The 19,086-nt window shown below is 54.9% G+C and carries 17 protein-coding genes; 5 read left to right on the top strand and 12 right to left on the bottom strand.

What is annotated here, in order from left to right:
- Positions 1-28 precede the first annotated feature (28 nt).
- From FYC48_RS06880 to FYC48_RS06845, 8 genes are all read right to left on the bottom strand, one after another.
- Positions 29-1,300: a vWA domain-containing protein gene (locus FYC48_RS06880; protein ID WP_235034125.1), complete on the bottom strand. Its 1,272-nt coding sequence runs from the start codon at positions 1,298-1,300 to the stop codon at positions 29-31.
- Between the two features lie 60 nt (positions 1,301-1,360).
- Positions 1,361-1,732 carry a TadE/TadG family type IV pilus assembly protein gene (locus tag FYC48_RS06875; RefSeq protein WP_149495964.1) on the bottom strand — a complete coding sequence of 124 codons (372 nt, stop codon included), beginning with the start codon at positions 1,730-1,732 and terminating at the stop codon, positions 1,361-1,363.
- A 154-nt stretch (positions 1,733-1,886) separates the two neighbouring features.
- On the bottom strand, positions 1,887-2,411 hold the full coding sequence (locus FYC48_RS28610) for a TadE family protein (protein ID WP_149495963.1): 525 nt from the start codon (positions 2,409-2,411) through the stop codon (positions 1,887-1,889).
- A gap of 397 nt (positions 2,412-2,808) precedes the next feature.
- Positions 2,809-3,888 (bottom strand): mannose-1-phosphate guanylyltransferase, encoded by a 1,080-nt coding sequence (locus FYC48_RS06865; RefSeq protein ID WP_149495962.1) that lies wholly within the window; start codon positions 3,886-3,888, stop codon positions 2,809-2,811.
- A 54-nt stretch (positions 3,889-3,942) separates the two neighbouring features.
- Positions 3,943-4,662, bottom strand: a complete 720-nt coding sequence (locus FYC48_RS28325) for a Dabb family protein (protein ID WP_230776511.1) — start codon at positions 4,660-4,662, stop codon at positions 3,943-3,945.
- 231 nt (positions 4,663-4,893) lie between these two features.
- Positions 4,894-5,679, bottom strand: coding sequence for a TerC family protein (locus FYC48_RS06855; RefSeq protein ID WP_149496136.1), 786 nt, complete (start codon positions 5,677-5,679; stop codon positions 4,894-4,896).
- A gap of 279 nt (positions 5,680-5,958) precedes the next feature.
- Positions 5,959-6,474, bottom strand: a complete 516-nt coding sequence (locus FYC48_RS06850; protein ID WP_149495961.1) for a 3-hydroxyacyl-ACP dehydratase FabZ family protein — start codon at positions 6,472-6,474, stop codon at positions 5,959-5,961.
- A gap of 124 nt (positions 6,475-6,598) precedes the next feature.
- Positions 6,599-7,648, bottom strand: a complete 1,050-nt coding sequence (locus FYC48_RS06845) for an acyl-CoA desaturase (RefSeq protein ID WP_149495960.1) — start codon at positions 7,646-7,648, stop codon at positions 6,599-6,601.
- 1,123 nt (positions 7,649-8,771) lie between these two features.
- Here FYC48_RS06845 and FYC48_RS06840 point away from each other — a divergent pair.
- From FYC48_RS06840 to FYC48_RS06820, 5 genes are all read left to right on the top strand, one after another.
- Complete coding sequence (locus tag FYC48_RS06840) at positions 8,772-9,638, top strand: hypothetical protein (protein ID WP_230776518.1); 867 nt, start codon at positions 8,772-8,774, stop codon at positions 9,636-9,638.
- 361 nt (positions 9,639-9,999) lie between these two features.
- Positions 10,000-10,941 (top strand): TIGR03546 family protein, encoded by a 942-nt coding sequence (locus FYC48_RS06835; RefSeq protein WP_149495959.1) that lies wholly within the window; start codon positions 10,000-10,002, stop codon positions 10,939-10,941.
- Positions 10,938-12,704, top strand: a complete 1,767-nt coding sequence (locus FYC48_RS06830) for a TIGR03545 family protein (protein WP_149495958.1) — start codon at positions 10,938-10,940, stop codon at positions 12,702-12,704. Before FYC48_RS06835 ends, FYC48_RS06830 begins: the two co-directional genes overlap by 4 nt.
- A gap of 13 nt (positions 12,705-12,717) precedes the next feature.
- Complete coding sequence (locus tag FYC48_RS06825) at positions 12,718-13,371, top strand: hypothetical protein (RefSeq protein ID WP_149495957.1); 654 nt, start codon at positions 12,718-12,720, stop codon at positions 13,369-13,371.
- A 339-nt stretch (positions 13,372-13,710) separates the two neighbouring features.
- Positions 13,711-14,340 (top strand): response regulator transcription factor, encoded by a 630-nt coding sequence (locus FYC48_RS06820; protein WP_160149369.1) that lies wholly within the window; start codon positions 13,711-13,713, stop codon positions 14,338-14,340.
- 259 nt (positions 14,341-14,599) lie between these two features.
- Here the strand turns inward: FYC48_RS06820 and FYC48_RS06815 are convergent, their stop codons facing one another.
- The 4 genes from FYC48_RS06815 to FYC48_RS06800 all read right to left on the bottom strand — a co-directional run bounded on the left by FYC48_RS06815 (position 14,600) and on the right by FYC48_RS06800 (position 19,075).
- Entirely contained in the window at positions 14,600-16,360 is a 1,761-nt protein-coding gene (locus FYC48_RS06815; protein ID WP_149495955.1) for a carbamoyltransferase family protein, read from the bottom strand.
- On the bottom strand, positions 16,357-16,935 hold the full coding sequence (locus tag FYC48_RS06810) for an amino acid kinase family protein (protein ID WP_149495954.1): 579 nt from the start codon (positions 16,933-16,935) through the stop codon (positions 16,357-16,359). The genes FYC48_RS06815 and FYC48_RS06810 overlap by 4 nt, the downstream gene beginning before the upstream one ends.
- Positions 16,923-17,975, bottom strand: a complete 1,053-nt coding sequence (locus FYC48_RS06805) for a hydantoinase/oxoprolinase family protein (RefSeq protein WP_149495953.1) — start codon at positions 17,973-17,975, stop codon at positions 16,923-16,925. The genes FYC48_RS06810 and FYC48_RS06805 overlap by 13 nt, the downstream gene beginning before the upstream one ends.
- A gap of 83 nt (positions 17,976-18,058) precedes the next feature.
- A complete protein-coding gene (locus tag FYC48_RS06800) occupies positions 18,059-19,075 on the bottom strand; it encodes an ATP-grasp domain-containing protein (protein ID WP_149495952.1) in 1,017 nt (338 codons plus the stop codon).
- Positions 19,076-19,086 lie beyond the last annotated feature (11 nt).

The raw sequence follows: 19,086 nt of genomic DNA, 5'->3' as shown, positions 1-19,086 counted from the left end.
GAATCAAATCCCCGTGTGTCCTTGAAGCCTATTCGGTCAAGATGGTTGGAAGGTTGTTGGCGATTTCTTCGAAGATCTGAACCAGATCGGCCCCGGTCGCAGCGTGGTAGTGCTTGCCGCCGCCGATCGCGGCAACGTTTTGCATTGTCGCCTGATCCGCTCCTTCGCCGAACGTCACGGTGTGAATGGTCAGCAGGTTGTTCGCGACAAGGCCTTGGGCAATCGGACCGGCCCACGGCGATTGGTTTTCCATGCCGTCCGTCATAACGACCATCGTTTTTGCCGCAAACGGTCGGGCCCGTCCGTCGATCAATGCTTGGATCCCTTGCTGCATTCCGCGGCCGATCGCGGTCGATCCGCCCGTGTTCAATTGATCCACCTTGTCGCGGATGATTTGATGGTTTTTTTCCAGCAGCGTGTCGAGTGTTGCGTACGTTGAATAGCTTGCGACGGAGACTTGTTCTTCCTGGCTCGTGCCGTCGAGAACATCAAGGAATGCGTTAACGGCAACGACAAGGTCCTGCCAGGCCATGGTCGGCGGCGGACCATTGTTGAAGTAATTCTCCCAGAGGTGCTGCTGGTAAGTTACCGCATCGTAACCGTTGGCATAGTAATACTGGTAACGACCGTTGCTGTAGTAACGCCCAAGTACGCCTTCGTTGTAAGCCCAATTGATCGCCGAGTTTGAATAGGGATTTTCACCGTAACCCCAATCAAATTCGATGTCATCCATTGATCCCGAGCGATCGAGAATCAACGAGATGTCACGGTCGACTTGCATCGCAACCGAATCCGATTGAGTCTCGAATCGATTCATGTTTAGCAAGCCTGGAATGATCAAAGGGACATTTCCCGAAAGCGAATCATTGAGCCGCTTACCATGAATTCGCACCGCACTGGCGACGACCCCGGATCGAACGTCACTGGTCGGGATTTTTTGAAAGTTGTAGCGACTATTGAAACCGCCCTGTTGTTGGGTCGATCCGAATTCAATCTCGCCATCGTTGTCGCCAGTTCGCAGACGCAGTGGATCACCGTTGATGGTATTGAGTGCGGCAGTCGCGACGGCTGCATCGACCGCGGCGTCGACGGTTTGGACTTCACTGAAGGCTCGACCGGCGGCCCGAGCTGCGGCGTCGGTGGCGATCGTCAATTCGGTTCGCGTCAACTGCATGTGGGCCGCATTGATCGCAAAGGCAGCCAGGATCGCCAGGATCGGAAGGAAGACCGCCGTCATGCCCATCACCGACCCACGACGACGCAGGGTCATCTTTCGACCTGCTTGCTGATGGATTGTCATTGCGTTCATCATGATGTTGATACTCGAAGCTTCTGGAAACGAACTTTGACCCGGGGAGGCTTATTGGTGGTAGTAACCGTCGTATCGTTCGGTCTTCATCTGAGCCGTTGATTCGATCGTTGCGTTGGGGAGAAACAGAGGTGCGAACAACGCGATCTGATTGAAGTCGACCTTGACGGTGACTTCGACAACCGGTGAATCTTCGTTGAGCTCGTTTACTTCAACGCTGTAACCGGTTGTGGTCATCATGTCCATCACTTCGGCCGCAGCGGCTTCGGCTTCGGCTGCCGTTGCCCCAGGGACGATCGCATGCCGTGCGGCGAAGTACGCGGCATCTTGTGAAAGGTTGCGGATCATATTCATTCGCGCAAATTCCATGCACGTGAACACGAGGACGAAGAAAATGTTGGCAATGATCGCAAACTCGACCATCGCCGCTCCTTTCCGATCTCGCCGTGCTTGGCGTCGTGTTCGGCAACGGATTCGCCCGGCCGATCGTCGTCGCAAACCTTTGGCACCGAGACGATGGGTGAGACGAGATTGATCGCAGGATGGCCTAACGACTTGGTTTTCCATGACATCCACCTCAGTTAGCGATCAAGTTTTTGTATTCTTTCCGCAGCGTGACGGACGCGGAAAGATCCATGCCCGCAAACAACGCCGAAGGAATCAACAGGTTTCCGTCACATGGCACCGTTACCGTCACCGTGACGTTGTCGAGCGTGTCGGCGGACGTGAAGTCGGGCGATCCGAACGAGCAGGGATTCCCGGTGTACTGAATGTTGCGTTCGTCTAAGAACTGCTGGACGCGAGTCGAGACGTCGCCGTTGGTGCGGTCGCGGCCGACACCCATGCGAGCGCCTTCATACGCGGCGATTGTGATCGATTCTTTGAGAAACAACATCGAACAGATGTCGATGGTACCGATCGTCAAAGCGATCAATGCGGGAAGACAAATCGCGAACTCAACCGTGGCAACCCCACGGCGGTTGGGGCGACGGGATCGGATTCGTTCGTTCGATCTGAGTTGACGTCCTGAACGGTCGGTGCAGATTGTGCGACCGTGGCGAGCTGCTAGCCGACGCTGGGCGGGACGTCTGTGGAGGATCATGGCGGAGAAGTTCAGATGGCGGCTGACGAACTAGGGTTTGTTTTGGGAAACCTAGCTCGAAAAGCCGTCAAAGACGCCAGAATTCAAGGGCGACGCCGGTAATAATCCACCACAAATCGCACCATCGGTCGATTCGGATCGAATGACGTTGACCAAAGACAACATTCGATGAAAAAGGACAGCGCCGGACCGTTGGTTGTCGTCGCAGTCCACGCGACTGAATCAATTAAGCGACAGGTTGTCGGATTCGAGTGCCGATCGAAATGACGAGAACAACCAATGCCACAAGAACAAACGCCTCGCCGATACTCACGCAGTCGCGGTAGTAACCGAAAGGTCGTGGGCGAGGTCGGGGGCGGGGGCGACGCGGGCGGGCGCGTCAGCTTGGTCCGGCGGTCTACAGGCGGTCCACTCGGCCGGTTTCTTCGAGAAGCTTCACCGCCTCGCGGACGCGTTCCTCGGCGCTCTTTGGCGCCACCAACGTTGCGTCTTTGGTGTGAACGACAATCAGGTCTTCGATCCCGATGGTCACAATCGTGTGGTCTGATTCGCCAAAAACAATTGAACCGGATGTGTCAATGGAGACATGGTCACCGACGGAGGTGTTGCCACGATCATCGGCCGAATGCAACCGACCGAGTGACTGCCAACTGCCGACATCGTCCCAAGTAAATCCAGCTTCGATGACAGCGACATTGTCATAGTTTTCCATGACGGCGTAGTCGATCGAAGTTCCTTTGATCGCCTTGAATTCGCGGTCCAATACGGCGTCGTAGTCGGGGCTACCGATCGCTTCGCTAATGACTTTGATGTGATCGAACATCTCAGGCTGGTTTGCTTCTAGGGCCTTCAGAATCGTGCTCGCTTTCCATAGGAAGATTCCGCTGTTCCAGTAGAAGTCACCGGACTGGACGTATTGCTCCGCAGTTTCGCGATCTGGTTTTTCGCGGAATTTTTCCACGTCGAAAGCATTCTCGAGGCCTTTGCCAAGTTTTGCCCCGCGTTGGATATAGCCAAATGACTCTGCCGGATAAGTGGGCTTGATGCCGAAGGTCACGATACGGGTCGGATCTTCTTCGACCAATCGTTCGGCGGCTTTCAGATCCGCACAAAACTGTTCATCGGTGCCGATCACATGATCCGATGGCATCACCGCCATGATCGCTTCGGGATCCCGCGCGGTAATCAATGATGCGGCTAGTCCGATGCACGGTGCGGTGTCTCGTTTGGCCGGTTCGCCAATCAAGTTGCTTTTCGGTAGACCTGGCAATTGTTCTCCGATCGGATCGATCAGGACTTCATTGGTCAGAATTAATTGCCGGTCGACCGGAACCAGCCCACCGAGACGTTCGCTAGTGGCCTGGATCATCGTGTTTGACCCCGATGACAACGCCAGGAGTTGTTTGGGACGCAATTTGCGGCTTGCGGGCCAAAAGCGAGTTCCACTACCACCGGCCATGATCACGGCATACAACATTGGACGCGTTCAGATTTGGAGTCAATCGAGAGGAATGAAACGGATCGTAGACGTTTAAGGGCGTTTGGCCCAGAAGTCCAAGACTCGAACTTTGCTAAGGACGGGTTTAAGCACACTGACGAACGCTTGATGATCAGGATGCGGCAGGTACTCCGCACGCCCTTTCTCACTGTCAAACGTCACCAGAAAGCAGTGCGTGAATCCGTGATCGTGTTTCTCAGGGCTATTGTTGATGCCCCATTCGAATGCCTTGATCTCTTTGATCTTTCCTGGCAATCCTTCGAAGGCCGCTTCCACTGCTTTCACGCCATCTGCGGGCGCTTCGTCTTTGAATTGAAAAAAGACGGCGTGCAGTAGCGGCTGATCGAGCTTGGGCTGCTTCGGGTCACCCCAGTAGTCGATGACAAATACCTTTTCCATGTGAGGCCGCAGCACGTTTCCGAATTCTTTGTGTGCGGGGTGCGGCAAATACTTTGCCCGGCCGGCTTCGTCTTTAAAGGACAACAGAAAACAATGGGTGAAACCATCATCAAGGCCCTCCGGACTGTTGTTGACGCCGTATTGAAAGTCAACGATGGAATCTATTTTGCTGGGCAAGGCGGCGAAGGCATCGACGACTTTCTGGACGTCCGCTTCGCTAGAAGAATCCTTGAAGCTGAAGAACACCGCGTGCCGCAACAGGCCGGTGGGTTCTTTTGCGTCGTCGGCCTGAACACGATCAGAAGTTGACATCACCATTGCCAAACAGATGGAAGGAATCAAGATTCGAAGCATTGGACGGACCGGGGAAAATAAGGAGTGAGGTTGGGGCTGGCTAAATCTTCACGGCATCGAATGGCGATCACCGGTTATTCGTTCGACCATCATAGTCGACTCGGCAATGTCAGGCAGCGTTGCCAATCGCCCAGCGCCTGCTAATCGCCCAGGGGCGTCGACTTTTGGCGAGCGGGGGTGACCGGAGTACTCGTCGAGCATACGAAGACGCACCTTTGCGCTGGCGTACGTTTATGCGTTCGACGCTTGATCAACCGACGTCGGTTTCGTGGCCAGCCGCTCGCGTTCTTTCTGCGCCAACAATTTGCGTTGGTAACGGCCTTGGACGACATCGACGATGATCAGAACGATTAAAACAAAATAGAACGTCGACTTTGCCATCGGGTGAACGTGGTAGCCGAACAATTGGATGTCGGCTAGGTGACCGCCCTCGCTGACCAGCATCACGCCGACGATGAACAGGATGAACAGACCGAGCACTTCGTACATCCGATTGCGTTTGAGGAACTCCGCCACATGGTCTGCCAAGACAATCATCAGCAACCCACTAATCACGATCGCCGTCGCCATGATCGTGATACTTTTTGTGAGTGCCATCGCGCTCAAAATTGAGTCGAAAGAAAACACTAAATTCATCACGACGATCAACGTAATCGCTTTCCCGACGGTCGACTTCGCCTCTTGTCCGTCGGCATGGGCATCGATGTCCTCGACGGCTAGCAAGTGGTAAATCTCTTTGATCGCCGTCCAAAGAATGAATGCCCCGCCGCCGATTACGATCAAACTGTGTCCCGACACATTCATCGAGAGCGGTTTGGAGGCGAAACCAAAGAACGGTTCTTCAAGGAGCGCGATGAGCTTGACGACGACGACCAACAGGACCAATCGAAACACGATTGCCAAGCCGATCCCCCATTTGCGAACCTTTGATTGTTCAGATTCCTTAACCCGTTTACTTTCGATCGAAATGTAAAGCAGGTTGTCAAACCCGAGTACCGCTTGCAGCAGGATTAACATGCCGAGTGTGACAATGCCGCCAATCGAAAAAAGGCTTTCTGCGGCCATGTCACCCGCTTGACGGGCGGCTTCGTGCGTCGCCGCGTCGGCGAACAGCCCTGGCAATCCACCCATACCTAATGTTGCTATTCGATCAATCATCGCGGCCATTGAATTAAGGGGAGCAGTAATAGAGGGCGTGTTTACCAACGACGTTGGCATCTCGACGATCCGTCAGTCGCGCACACCCGACAGCGGATTATGATGCGCCCCCTAGCGCAGACTCAACCCGGGGCCGCTTCAACGTTCGCCCTGCAACGATTGCGATGGCACGTTTGCAAGCTGAAACCCGTTTTTCAAGATCGTCGCTTCGCCACTTGATACCGTGCCTCGGAAGTCAAACCGATTGGCGACTCGGTCCAGCAGTTCGACACGGATTCGCAGTCGATCGCCGGGACGAGCGAAGCCACGGTATTTCGCCCAGTTGACTCGGACCAAAACGCCGAGAGCCATCTCGTTGGCGAACGGATCCGAGGTGTCGAAGTGCTCCATCGGATTGTGTTCCGCCGCGATTAAAATCCCTGCCGATTGAGTCGTCATCTCTTGCATCAAGGCTCCCGGTAAAATTGGCGCGCCGGGAAAATGTCCCGCTGAATAAAACGAGTCGGCTGAAACAGACGACGCGGTAACAATCTGGTCCGAACGGATCTCGACGATCGATTCGACCAACAGGTAGGGCGGTCGATGGTGCAAGTACTCTTCGACCGTTGGAAAGCGATGCTGAAAGGTCGAGGGCGAAAGGGAGGCTCGATTCATTGCAAGTTCCAGTAGAAAACCCGGTCGGAGTCAATCCGACCGGGCTAGGCGATAGTGTTAATTGAGTAGCGTCGGTGCCGGGAGCTATTGTTCCCGATCGTCAAGACGTTCCGCTTGAGCGATGTTAGGACGACGCGGTGACGTTGGGAGTCTTTTGGTCGCGAGCTTTCTTTTCCGCCGCGTTTCGGTAGTCGACGACATCCCAAACCAATCCAATCGCTCGCAAGAACTTGATCGCTTGCCAAGTGATGTCAAATTCCCACCACTTGTGGCCGTGCTTTGCCATGCGTGGGTGGGCATGGTGATTGTTGTGCCAACCCTCGCCGTAGGCGATGATCGCGACCAACCAATTGTTTCGGCTGTCATCGGTGGTTTCATAGTTTTTGTATCCCCACATGTGCGACGCACTGTTGACCAGCCAGGTCGCATGGAGAACACCGACTAAACGAACGAAGACACCCCAGACGACAAGCGAAAGGCCGAGACTGGCGTCGCCAAAGTAGTAGCCGATGCCGAACAGCACCAAGGCCGAGACGATGTGGATAGGCAAAAACATGTAGTCCATGATTCGCATGCCACGAAGCCGGTACAAGTCGGGAGCCCACTTTTGCAGGTATGCCTCGCGGTTCCCGTTGTGGGTGTGGTAAGCCAACCAGAAAATATGGCTCCACCAACTGCCATCTTGTGGCGAGTGTGGGTCACCGGGTTGATCACTGTTCTTGTGGTGATTGCGGTGGTCGGCAACCCAATCAAGCGGCGTCCCTTCGCCAGCTAGACAACCAATGCTGGCGAGAACGTATTTGAACCAAGTCGTGGTCTTCATGCCCGAATGCGTCAGCAAGCGGTGATAGCATAGGCAAATCCCGATGCTGCCGGTGAGCCAGTGCAAGCCGATCGCGACCGCGAGGCCTTGCCATGAAAACGTAAACGGTGCGACGCACAGCACAACGAGGTGGGCCATGCCCAGCCAGCCGATCGCCCACCAAGAAAGATTGGCCGCTCGTTTGCGATCGCTCGCTAGCTCACCCGATAACTTGACAGCCGCGGCGTCGTTTGACGCAATTGTGCCAGAGTCGTCGGAGACTGAACCGTTGGCCAAATCCATGTCGGGATATTCAAGCCGTTCAGGGCTCCCCGATTTCTTCTTCGTTGGGGTTTCGATTACGTTCGCCATCGTGACGTGTCCGTTGTGGGAGGTCTCTATAGGTGGTGGCCGATCGAAGTGTTTCGGGACGCTCAGCGGAGAGAAAATCCTGCCAGCTAAGTCGTTCGACAATCGGAACGCTGGAAAGTTTACGAATTAGTTGTTCCGTGTCTGTCTCGGCGTAGACCTTTCCTTGTAACGACGGTGTAAAAGATCTGACGCCTCCCAGCCAATGAGGGGCGACCAAGGGGACGCCTGGACAGGTTTCGACTGGTGTTTTCCCCCTCTCATTGTCGGCAGGACAAAAAAACATCGGGTACCTGCGAACGGCTCGTGGTTCCGCCGCGGCTTGGAGGGTGATCGGTTTCAGAAAAAGGCTCGCGCCGCCCGCAAGCGTTTTGCCTCACCCAAGTGTCGCTTTGGGGCCGGAAAAGTTTACGCAACGCGACCAAGCCGAACGATTTCGCCGATGCGAATCCACAATCGCATGTTCACCTCCAGAGAAACCGCACCGAAGCGGCGCGGATTGACGATGTACCGAATTACCGGTGAGAGTCAGCTGTTGTGCTGTCTCGGCGCTGGCGAACAGGATTGCGATCTGCTTTTGTCGCTGTGGGAGCGTTAAAGGCGGGCCATCGCAAACTTGCGATTTCAAACGACACGGCTGGGTTCCCGGTTCACCCGGAAACTCGGCCGTTTTTTGTTTACCAACGGTACTAGTAGCGGCGGCTTTAAGAGCTGCACCCCGAAATGGCGGATCGGCCACACCTCGGCACCCCCACCGCGGAGCCGGTTTGGGAGATCTGTTTCGCACAACAGGAGTCGGAATGCCCGCAAGCTATCGGTTTTGCAGATTTCCAACTTTCCCGTTGGATCTTCGGAACCTTTTGGCTTGGTTCTGGCTTTTCGCCGAACTATGCTAACAGCGGCAAGAGGAAACGATTCTGCACATCCCCTGGGGAAAATTGGGACGCGGATCTTAACGCCTTCTTCCTCTCACCCCGGTTTCACCATTCCCTTCGGCTGGTCTCGCAGATTCGGCCGCAAGCGGATTGGTGTTGGTATCCCCAACCCTCGTCGTATCCGGGCGACAGCCTCATCACCGGGCGACACCCATCGCACAAGGAACTCCGCAGTGTTCTATCGAATCGAAATGTCATCTATCGGAAAAATGTCACGTCGCGTTTTTAGCGGTGCCGTAGCGGGTGCTCTCGCCATGGTTGCCTCGGTTGCAATGGCTGATGCACCGGCCGAGCCTCAGACCGCTGACAGTGAATTTTTCAGCGCCATGGATGCGGGCAAGATTGAGGTGAAGTTCATTCCAGTGAATGCATCCAAGGCAAACGTCCTGGTTCGCAATCTGACCGACCAACCGATGACCTTGCAAATGCCAGCAGCGTTTGCGGGTGTTCCAATCAACCGCCAAATGGGAATGGGCGGTATGGGAGGAATGGGCGGCGGTATGGGCGGTATGGGTGGAGGCATGGGTGGTATGGGCGGCGGCGGCGGCCAAGCCATGGGTGGCGGTATGGGCGGCGGCGGCATGGGTGGTGGCATGGGCGGAATGGGTGGAGGCATGGGCGGAATGGGAGGCATGATGCGTGTTGCCCCTAATCGCCAGCAGAAACTTGCCGTGACCACCGTTTGCCTGGAACATGGCAAGCCCGATCCGACCCCGAAAATGGCATACAAAATTGTACCGCTGGATCTAGTGACCACCGACCAACGCGTCCACGTCCTTTGTGAAGCACTCGGCAACCGACAAGTCGCCCAGAACACCGCTCAGGCGGCGGCCTGGAACTTGATGGACAAGATGTCGTGGGAAGAACTCGCGGCAAAAAACCGTGTGGAAAGCAAGTACACCGGCAATATCCGCTGGTTCTCTCCGATCGAAATTCGTTCTGCGATCGCGGTGGTTGGTGAAGCCACCCGGATCGCCGACGCGCGCTCGCCTTCATCGGAAACCGAATCGCTTTCAGATGACTCTCACGTTGAAGAGTCGTTGAGCGAAGATAGCTGAACGACTGATGCTCTAATCATCGAATAACCTAACGAAACGCCGGCGAGTTTGAGATCGTCGGCGTTTTCTTATGCGCCCCGGTACGTGCGGCGAGATTTTACGGGGCTCTTAGGTCGCATTCATCGCCGTTTGTGACGTCGCCTTACCGGGAGGGATTGGAATCGATTCCTGATTCTGATCGGAGCCGTTGCTAGGAATGACTTTGCCGTGGTGATCTTAAACCCGCGTGAAACTGGAAAAGTGCGAATCCCGTCTGGCGTGTGAAAATGTGCCGGTTGTATTGAATGTTTGCCGGCGGGATAGCCGATGACATTTAGCGATAGACAATTTGGTGCTAGGTGTGCGCAGGAGGCGCACTGCGATGGTCGTATTTTCGCTCAAGCTGCTCAACAACCTGCGCAAAGCAATCGCGGACCGTCGATTCCCTCGTCAATTGGCCGCCGGATGTGCCTGTGGCGTGATGTTGGGGATCATGCCCCACGGCAATCTGTTGGCGGTCGTAGTGCTACTTACGCTACTGACTTTTCAAATCAATCATGCCTTGATGGCGGCCGTTGCCATTGGGATTTCGTTCATCGCAACGGGGCTTGATGGCTACTCGCACCAACTCGGCGAGTACCTGTTGACGCATCCCAAAGGTCATCAAATTGCGATGCAGGCATGGGCGTTGCCGTTCGTGCCTTGGACCGATCTGAACAACACCGTCGTGCTCGGGAGTTTTCTGATCGGGCTCGCTTCGGTTTGGCCGGTCTACAAGGTCACGCTTCCGTTGTTCCGGATGGTTGCCCCGGCTGAAGAAGAAACTGACGAAAAAAAGAAGGATGCCGAAGTCGACTCACAAGATCAAAGCGAAACCGCCGTTGCGATCAGTCAGTCACAATCCGCCGAAGCATCGACCGAGTCAAGCCACGCGACCACGTCGGACGCTGTGGCACCGGTTTCTGTCCGAATCGATGATGCAACTTCGGCCTCGCGACCTCCGCGTTGGCAAAAGAAAAGCGAGCACGGTGATGTAACTGCGATTGATCAAGTACACACATCACTGGAACCCCGCGATGAGCTAGCGGTCCGGCCGCCGTCGAGTTTGAAGCCGGCACCGACAACGGCATCTCCCGAAGAGTTGCCGTCGAACGAACAAATGGTTTCGATCGAAACCAAAATCGATGTGATTCGCATGAAGGACTATCGTGACAAAGATGATCCTGCGGGCGATGACATCACCGAACCAACATCCAACGACGAAGCTTTGAACTATCTGCTTCAACAACTCCGTCACTCCCAGCAAAGGAAAGCGGCAGGATGATTCGCTGGCGATTTTTAATCACACGGGCTTTGGTCGTAGTCGCGGTCTTGGCATTGTTACACTTCGGTCTGGGCCCGGTGGCCCGCTGGGTGACTATCCAAGGGTTGCAGGCTTCGACGGGAGCGAAGGTCGAAATTGGTAGCGCGCAGGTGGTCCTGTATCCGCCGCGGATCCGTTACGAAGATTTTCGTGTTGCCGATCCGCGTGACAACAAAGAACTGCGTGATGCGTTGCGCGCCGATTTGATTGAGTTGGAACTCGATGGCGACGCGATGCTGCGTCGACGTTGGGTCGCCAATCGAGGTCGCATTACGGGGCTACAGATCGGTGCCAACCGAACCACCAGCGGACACTTTGAACCTGATCTGACCGAAGATGATGTCGTTTCCAGTCTGTCGGACGAACCGGGGGTAATGAGTCAATTGATCGGCGGTATCTCTGACAAACTCTCCGGTCAGGTCGAACAGGCTACCGGCGAGTTGGAGACCGTTCGCACCAGTCAGGAAATCAAACAGCGTTACGAACGCGAATACGATGACTTGGCCAAACGCGCGAAAGAACTTGAGAACAAGATCCGCGAGTTCAAATCGAACGCGAAGGCGATCGAAAATCCGCTCCGTGATTGGGATCGTATCGGAACGACTGTTAACTTAGCCGACGAAACTCGTGCCGAACTTAAGTCAATCGTCGCTTCGCTAGAGTCTCTTCCGCAACGTTTCAAAGCTGACTTGGCGGCCCTTGAAACGGCCAAAGAGGCCGACCTGAAACGGATCGATCAATACGTTCCGGGTGACCTATCACAATCTGAAAATGCGGGAATCGACCTCGTTACCAATGCCGTCCGCGAACAGATCGCAACGATCAAAGAGTACTGGGAAAATGGTCGGACGATCGCAAACTACACCGTGATCGCTCCAGAAAACGAGCGCGCCCGCGGTGTCGATATCGATCTCATCGGAAAGCATCGACAGCCCGACGTTTTGGTGCGAACGTGCGAGATCCAAGGCCTGATGCGAGCCAGCGGTGAAGCGTATTCACTCACCGGAACGATCGAAAATATGACACCGTCGCCAACCCTGTTGGATGAACCGCTGCGTGCCGAGTTGCAGCTCGATGGACCTCGAGTTGTTAAAGTCGGCTACGTGCGTGACCGTCGAAACGGCAGCGACATCGATCGTTTGACGATTCATTGGCCCGAAAGTGAAGCACCCGCGATGCGACTAGGCAAGGACAACGATGCTATCGTGTCGATTGATGGTGGGCGCCGTGAAATCTGGGTACAGATGCGGAGTGAAGGTGACCAAATCCATGGGATCCTGGCCTGCAAGCAATCCGGCGTCAAAATGGGACTCGATGTTGATTCTAAGTATCAGTCCGTGCCCGCCACAGAAGCGTTGCGGCAGAGCTTATCCTCGGTCGACTTGATCACCATCAAAGCCGAGTTCGAAGGAACTTGGGAACAACTCGCGATGAAGATGGATACCAACCTCGGTGATATCCTGAAAGACGCAGCGACCGAAGCGATCGCCCAGCAAGTCGAAGCGACCAAGCAAAAGATGGCAGCGAAGGCCAACGAGACGCTCGACAAACAACGTCAGGAACTGACCACATGGTTCGCCAACAAGACGTCTAATTCTCAGCAGTTGGTCGCCCAGGCGGATCAACTGCTGGGTGACCTAAGCAAAGAGGTGCTCGGCGGAGTTAATTCCTCGGAGATCACGATCGGTCGATTGAACGACATCTTGAAAAGTCGACTTCGATAAACGGACGCTGATCGTGACGTGCTCTACGTTTTGGATCGGCCATGCGACGACGGAACACTCGGTCGTGATCGATCGGGTGTATGGGCACCATTTGACGAACCAGTTGTTCTACGCACGAGGTAGCGAAGGCACCGGCGGACTCGAAACGTTGCCGAGCCATCCGCTGCAGCAGGCGACGTCTGAACCTAGCATGTCGCTGGAACGGATTTGGCAAGAACGGCAAGACTGGGTCGCGCGGATGAGTCTGACCGATAAGACTGCCGATCATGAGCCTCCTCTTCGACAGGCCTATGCACTACAGAGGCACGGTCAACTCTCTGCCGAGGCATTTGAGGTCCCCTTTGTAGATCAGGACGGCAACTTAAATCTGGTCGAATCGATCTGTCCTGCCGGACGCCATCGTGAATCAGGGCAGTCCGAACTTCTGGGGTACCTTGAAATCGCTCCAGCAAGTCCGAATGTTGCTAAATTGCGTCAGTCCCTTCACAAAATAAATAACGAGCTGTCTGTCGCTTCTCTGGGGGTCCAAGTGGTGGCGATGTTGGTCGGCCGTGGGATTGGTATCGGTGACGCCAAAGCGGTGGAAGCATGTGACAACGCACTCACCGCGGTCGAGCGGATTGCGAGCGATGTCTCCGAAACTCTGCGCGAACTTCCAGGTCGATAGGACGCTTTTAGGCAAGTGTCGTTTGGACAAAAACGAAAAAAACTGTTTCGCAAATGCGAAGTTCCTTGGCGATAGTGCATGAAATCGCATAGACTCAGAGATGGTGTCTAAAGGATCAGCGTCCTCGAAGCAGTCAACACTGTTGCACCGAAGGATCGGCTGTGGCGTCTGATCACTGGAAACATCGCAGCGGTGTTCGTTGTAACACCGTTTGGTTTCATTCTTTTCATTCCGGAATAAGCTCGCTGAAATCAGCATCGTTTATTTTGAGCTGATCTGGCTGGCTTACTTATCCCTGCGGACGGTCACGCCTCTATGATCTCATCACTTTCTTCTCCGGTGAATGAATTCACCGAAAGGGCCCAACCCAAGTCGCTTTACATTGTCGATGACGAGCGAGAGTTTCTCACAAGTCTGGCAATGTCGCTTCGAGAGTTTGGCTATCAACCCGTTACCTTCGATCATCCCAAAAAACTACTCGAGGCCGCCAAGGCTGACGAAGTCGGTTGTGTCATCAGTGACTTACGGATGCCAGAGATGGGCGGTGTCGAATTGATTCGTCGACTTACGGCGAGCGACTCCTGTTTGTCAGTCATCCTACTGACCGCATTTGCCGACGTTCAAACGGCGGTTGATGCGATGAAACTGGGCGCCGTCAGTGTTGTCGAGAAACCATTTCATCTGCAGCAGCTTGCCGATGAAATTGAATTGGCAATGCAGCGTTCGGAGGAAGACCAACAGCGTAGCTCGAAGATCGCAGAAGCCGAGCGGTTGCTTGGCCAACTGACCAGCGAGGAGTCGGCGGTATTAGATTTAGCGACCAAGGGGTTTCCCAATCGCGAGATCTCACGTCAATTGTCGATCAGTCCTAGGACGGTTGACCGGCGTCGACAGTCAGCGTTGCGAAAGTTGCAAGCGGACTCGGTTGCCGACTTTGCCATCCTACGGACTCGGTTGGACACGAAGTAGTCATCGATGCAAGTCGCTTTCGAAAGAACTTCCCTCGCGCCGCCTTCGGGCGGCGTTTTTTGTTGGGCAAATGCTTCGTCAACTTTTGAAATAAGGATTAGCCGCATGGCGTTAGCCACGGTTTCGTTGCAATCACCGGGGTACGCCCGTCCGCTGATGAGCCGAACCCGAAGATTTTAGATGGTCGAAGCACAAGTGCCATCTCGACCCCGTGTTTGGGTTTGGATGATGATAACCCGACGGGCAAATACTCTCCGACTTACCCGGGCGGCGGATGTCGATGAAGCATAAGCGATTTCTTTTCGACGACGCAGTTTTCAATTACGACGGCGTCCATTTCGGTCCTTAGGAAACATCGAAGCGCGTCGTCAGGTGTCCCCACAATTGGTTCACCTCGCACGTTGAAACTGGTGTTGATAAGGACAGGGCATCCAGTCTTTTCGTAAAATGCTTCGAGTAGTCGTGCCAGTGCAGGGTTTTCTTTCCCATCAACCGTTTGCACGCGTGCACTTGAATCGACATGCGTAATTGCCGGTAACGTTGTTGTTTTTACGTCGCAAACTAACAGCATGTAAGGGCTCTCGACGCCTGCTTCCAGATCGAAGTAATCGCGAGCATGATCGGCAAGCACCACCGGGGCGAACGGGCGGAACGATTCGCGAAACTTGATTTTCAAGTTCATCGTTGACTGCATGTCTGTGATTCTGGGGTCACCCATGATGCTTCGGTTGCCAAGTGCTCGCGGACCATATTCGGCTCGACCGGAAAACCGACCGACCACCATTCCGTCGGCTAGTAGATTCACCAAGTAATCGTTCAGCCGTTCTTGGTCGTCAAACCGTTGGTACGGAATCGATCGTTGGTCTAGCATCGACGCTACCTGGTCGCCGTCATAACGCGGTCCGAGCAAACTACCACGCTGGCTATCGTCGGCACTGGCCGCCTTGACCGACGATCGTGAACGCGGTTGCCGTAGTAGCTGATGCCAAATTAGCAGGGCGACCCCGAGAGCACCTCCGGCATCACCTGACGCGGGCTGAATCCAAAGATTCTTGAAGGGCCCCTCACGCAGCAAGCGTCCGTTGGCGACACAGTTCAGCGCGACGCCTCCGGCCAGGCAAAGATTGTCTTTTCCGGTCTTCTGATACAACGTCCGCGCGGTTTTTAAAACGATGTCTTCGGTAACGACTTGGATCGAAGCGGCAACGTCTTGATAAAATTCTTCGAGTGGAGCTTCTGGTGTCCTGGGCGGGCGTCCGAACAAGCGATTGAAGTGCTTATTGGTCATTCGCAACGATTGGCAATAACCAAAATATTCGAGGTTCAACTCGAACGAACCGTCATCGTTGATCCGGATCAGCTTATCCTCGATCAGATCCTTGAAGCGTGGTTTTCCATAAGGCGCCAGCCCCATCAATTTGTATTCACCAGAATTGACGCGAAAACCGCAGTAGTAAGTGAACGCGGAATACAGCAGCCCCAACGAGTGCGGAAACCGTAATTCGTCGGTCAACGTGATTGTATTGCCAGTACCATAACCGAGTGTCGTTGAAGCCCATTCGCCAACGCCGTCCATCGTCAGAACTGCCGCATCATCAAACGGCGATGGAAAGAACGCGCTCGCCGCATGCGATTGGTGGTGCGTGCAAAAAACGATTCGACGTCGATACTTTCGATTCAGCCCGCGTTTAATTTTCCACCGCAATCGCAGTTTTTCAGAAACCCAATTCGGGATCGCGCGTCGGAACGAATGGAAACCCTCGGGGGCGAATGAAAGATACGTTTCCAGCAGGCGATCGAATTTTAAAAGGGGCTTTTCGTAAAACCCAACGAAGTCCAAATCACTCTCATCGATTCCGGCTTCGCTTAGGCAATACCGGATTGCATGTGTCGGGAAGCTTGCATCGTGTTTTATCCGGCTAAAGCGTTCTTCTTGTGCGGCGGCAATGATTTTTCCGTCGACCACCAGTGCGGCTGCCGAGTCATGGTAGAACGCCGAAATTCCCAAGATCGCTGTCATTGGGCAAGCCACTCTTTGAAGTTGACGATTCTAACCGGCGGCATCCCTTCGGCAATCAATGGCATCGCTTCATCGATGATGCCGCGATCGGCCCATCGCTGAAGTGACTCCAGTGAACTGGCGTCACAAGACTTTAACAACACCACTTCATCGGCATCGATGATCTTTCCTAAGTATCCCGCGATCGCATCAGTGGTGGTGCGCCAGTCCTCGGGCAATACTACTTCATCAGTCGGGAAATAGAACGCATCGACTTGGACGAAACAGAGCCGATCGCTGGACGTCTGTTGAATTGACGACTGAAATTGGTCACTTGTCGTAATCGTCGAAGCGTGGGGGAATTGGCTTGATAGCCAGTGAAAAGTTGTCTGCAGAAGTTGAACGCAATTCCAATGCGTCCAAGCGGCCGAGGACGCATGAATGGCATGAAGTTCGCGAACCGCGTCGATCAATCGGCCGCCTCCGACGATGACATAATTGTCCGCCGGGGACTGCTGTGCTAACCAACGTTGAAAAGCACTCGACAAATTTGGACGCAATAGCAGGCTGCCGCCAAGTTTGATCACGCGTCGCACGCCCGTGACTCCCAGAGACGAGTGAGCGCATACGCCGGGGCCGCACGCGAGAGTGCTTCGCCGAGTTCTTCGCTGAGCAGTCTCGGTTGATTAGTTGCGATGCCGGGTAGCAAGTCATTGACATGTCCAGAAACAATCACGGTCGTTCGATCTAACCAAGTCCATTGTTGAGTCAACGTGGTGAAGCCTTCTTCGATCAGACGCTTGGCCGCAAGGTGGACTTGTCCGGCAAGCTGGCGTGCATTTTCAACGGACACTTCGCGATGTCCCAGGCCGATCATTCTCGCGAGTCGATTGGCGGCATGAAAAAGGTCCCGCGGCTTCCCGTCTGCGGTTTCGCAAGAATCCGATTCATTCGAATACCCCAACAATAATCGAACGTCGTCAATCGTGCTGAACACTTCTCGCATGACGGGTACCGATTGGCCGTTCCATTCCAATCGATCGACCAGCGTACAGACCGGTGTGCGTTCGCCGCCGACATACACCAGCGATCCTTCTCGGAGACGATCGAAGTCCGTTCTCGCCTGCGTTGCGACTTGGCCTGCAAAGATCGGAATCAAATCAGTGGTGGTGCTTCCGATATCAACCAGCAACGCGTGCCGGTGCTCCTTAACGAGTTCGCCCGCCGTACTGTCGCTGGTCTCGACGCAACTCCCCCCGATAAAACTGGCCAACGCGTGCCAATTTGCCGCCGCGATGCACTCGACATTTCCCATCGCTTCGTCGGCGGTGAACCATCGATTACCGACGCCATAGATCGTCAACGGAACGCCCAGAAAAGATGCCGCCTGATTCGCCTGCTGGATGATTTCTTCGACGCCTTGCGCACGATCTAGAAAACAATCGGCAAGTTCGCCGGTCATCGTGATGAGCAGTCGCCCCGGAGTGGGGAGTTGTGCGAGATCATCGATCAGTTGACCGGCGAGCTGATCGCTGCGGAGCCACAGCGGGAAGTCGACCGATCGGGTGATGCCGTTTCGGCTGGCGTACTTCAGGTTCGCACCGCCGATGTCGATCCCAATCGATGACGTGACCACTGAAAGATTATCCGATCTCACTATTGCCGTGTATCGATTGAGAACGTTCTACTACCGGCGTCAAGCCAAAGATGCCGACGCACTTAAGTCAGCAATGGTGCGTCGAAGTAAACTTTGCCGTCGGGGGTCCAGCGAACGGTGTCGACCATGGCTTTACAACGCACCGGTCCGGTTTCCAAGTCAAATAGGCGGGCCGCGAGATTGCCATGGATCATTTCGCGCAGTCCGACATAGGAGGTGGTCAGGCGAGGGTTGATCTCGATCACACAATCCTGGCTTGGTTCTTCGCCGAGGATCAAATCCAGGCCGATGAAACCGCGGGCGGTGGGCGGCATGGCCGCGATCGCGCGCGACGCCATCGCGGTGGCTCGTCGCTGCGATTCATCATCCAACGGACCACAGCCGCCGCTGTAATGGCAATGGTGCTTGCTGATCGATTGGCCGACGGCGGGCAAAAAGGTTTGGTAGTTGCCCGATGCAAGGTAAGAAATCGAAATGCTGCGTCCTTCCATCCAACCTTGCATGATCGATCCGGAAGCGAGCGTCTTTCGGGCTTCGCGAAAATCGTCGAACGTCTGGATCTCTTGAGTTCCGCATCCGTCACGTGGCTTAATCACAAACCGCGAGCTATCGGCAAGGACGCCGATCATCCGCTCGTCTTCGGTCGCGATGTAGGGCGGGTGGGCCACTCCGGCGCGATGCAATAATTGGGCGGTGAGTAGTTTGTCGCTGGCGACACGTAGGAAGTCTCCGCTGCCGGCGATGACTTCGCATCCGGCGCTTCGTAACACGGCAACACCTTTGGCCAATAGTCCGTCGACCTCCGGTGCGATCACCAGCGCGGCGTCGCAACCCCGAGCCGCTTCGGCCCATTGGGCCCACAAAGGCTTGGCATGGTCAAACTCGACAATCGTCGTCGCGTTGCAGTCAACGTTCAGTTGATTATCGAGCACGACAGTCGTTTCGGCGAATTGCGAAACATCCGCGACAAGAGCGCGAAGCATCGCCTCGCCTTCACTGCGCAGGTCATCCAATCCTGCTTCGTCGGTCGCCCCGACTAATCCGCCTCCGCAGACATACTCCCCGACGAATATTTTCAATGCACAATCCT

Source organism: Roseiconus lacunae, assembly GCF_008312935.1.
Lineage (GTDB): Bacteria > Planctomycetota > Planctomycetia > Pirellulales > Pirellulaceae > Stieleria > Stieleria lacunae.
Note: the sequence above shows the minus strand (reverse complement) of the source record. Positions and strands in the feature narration are given on the sequence as shown.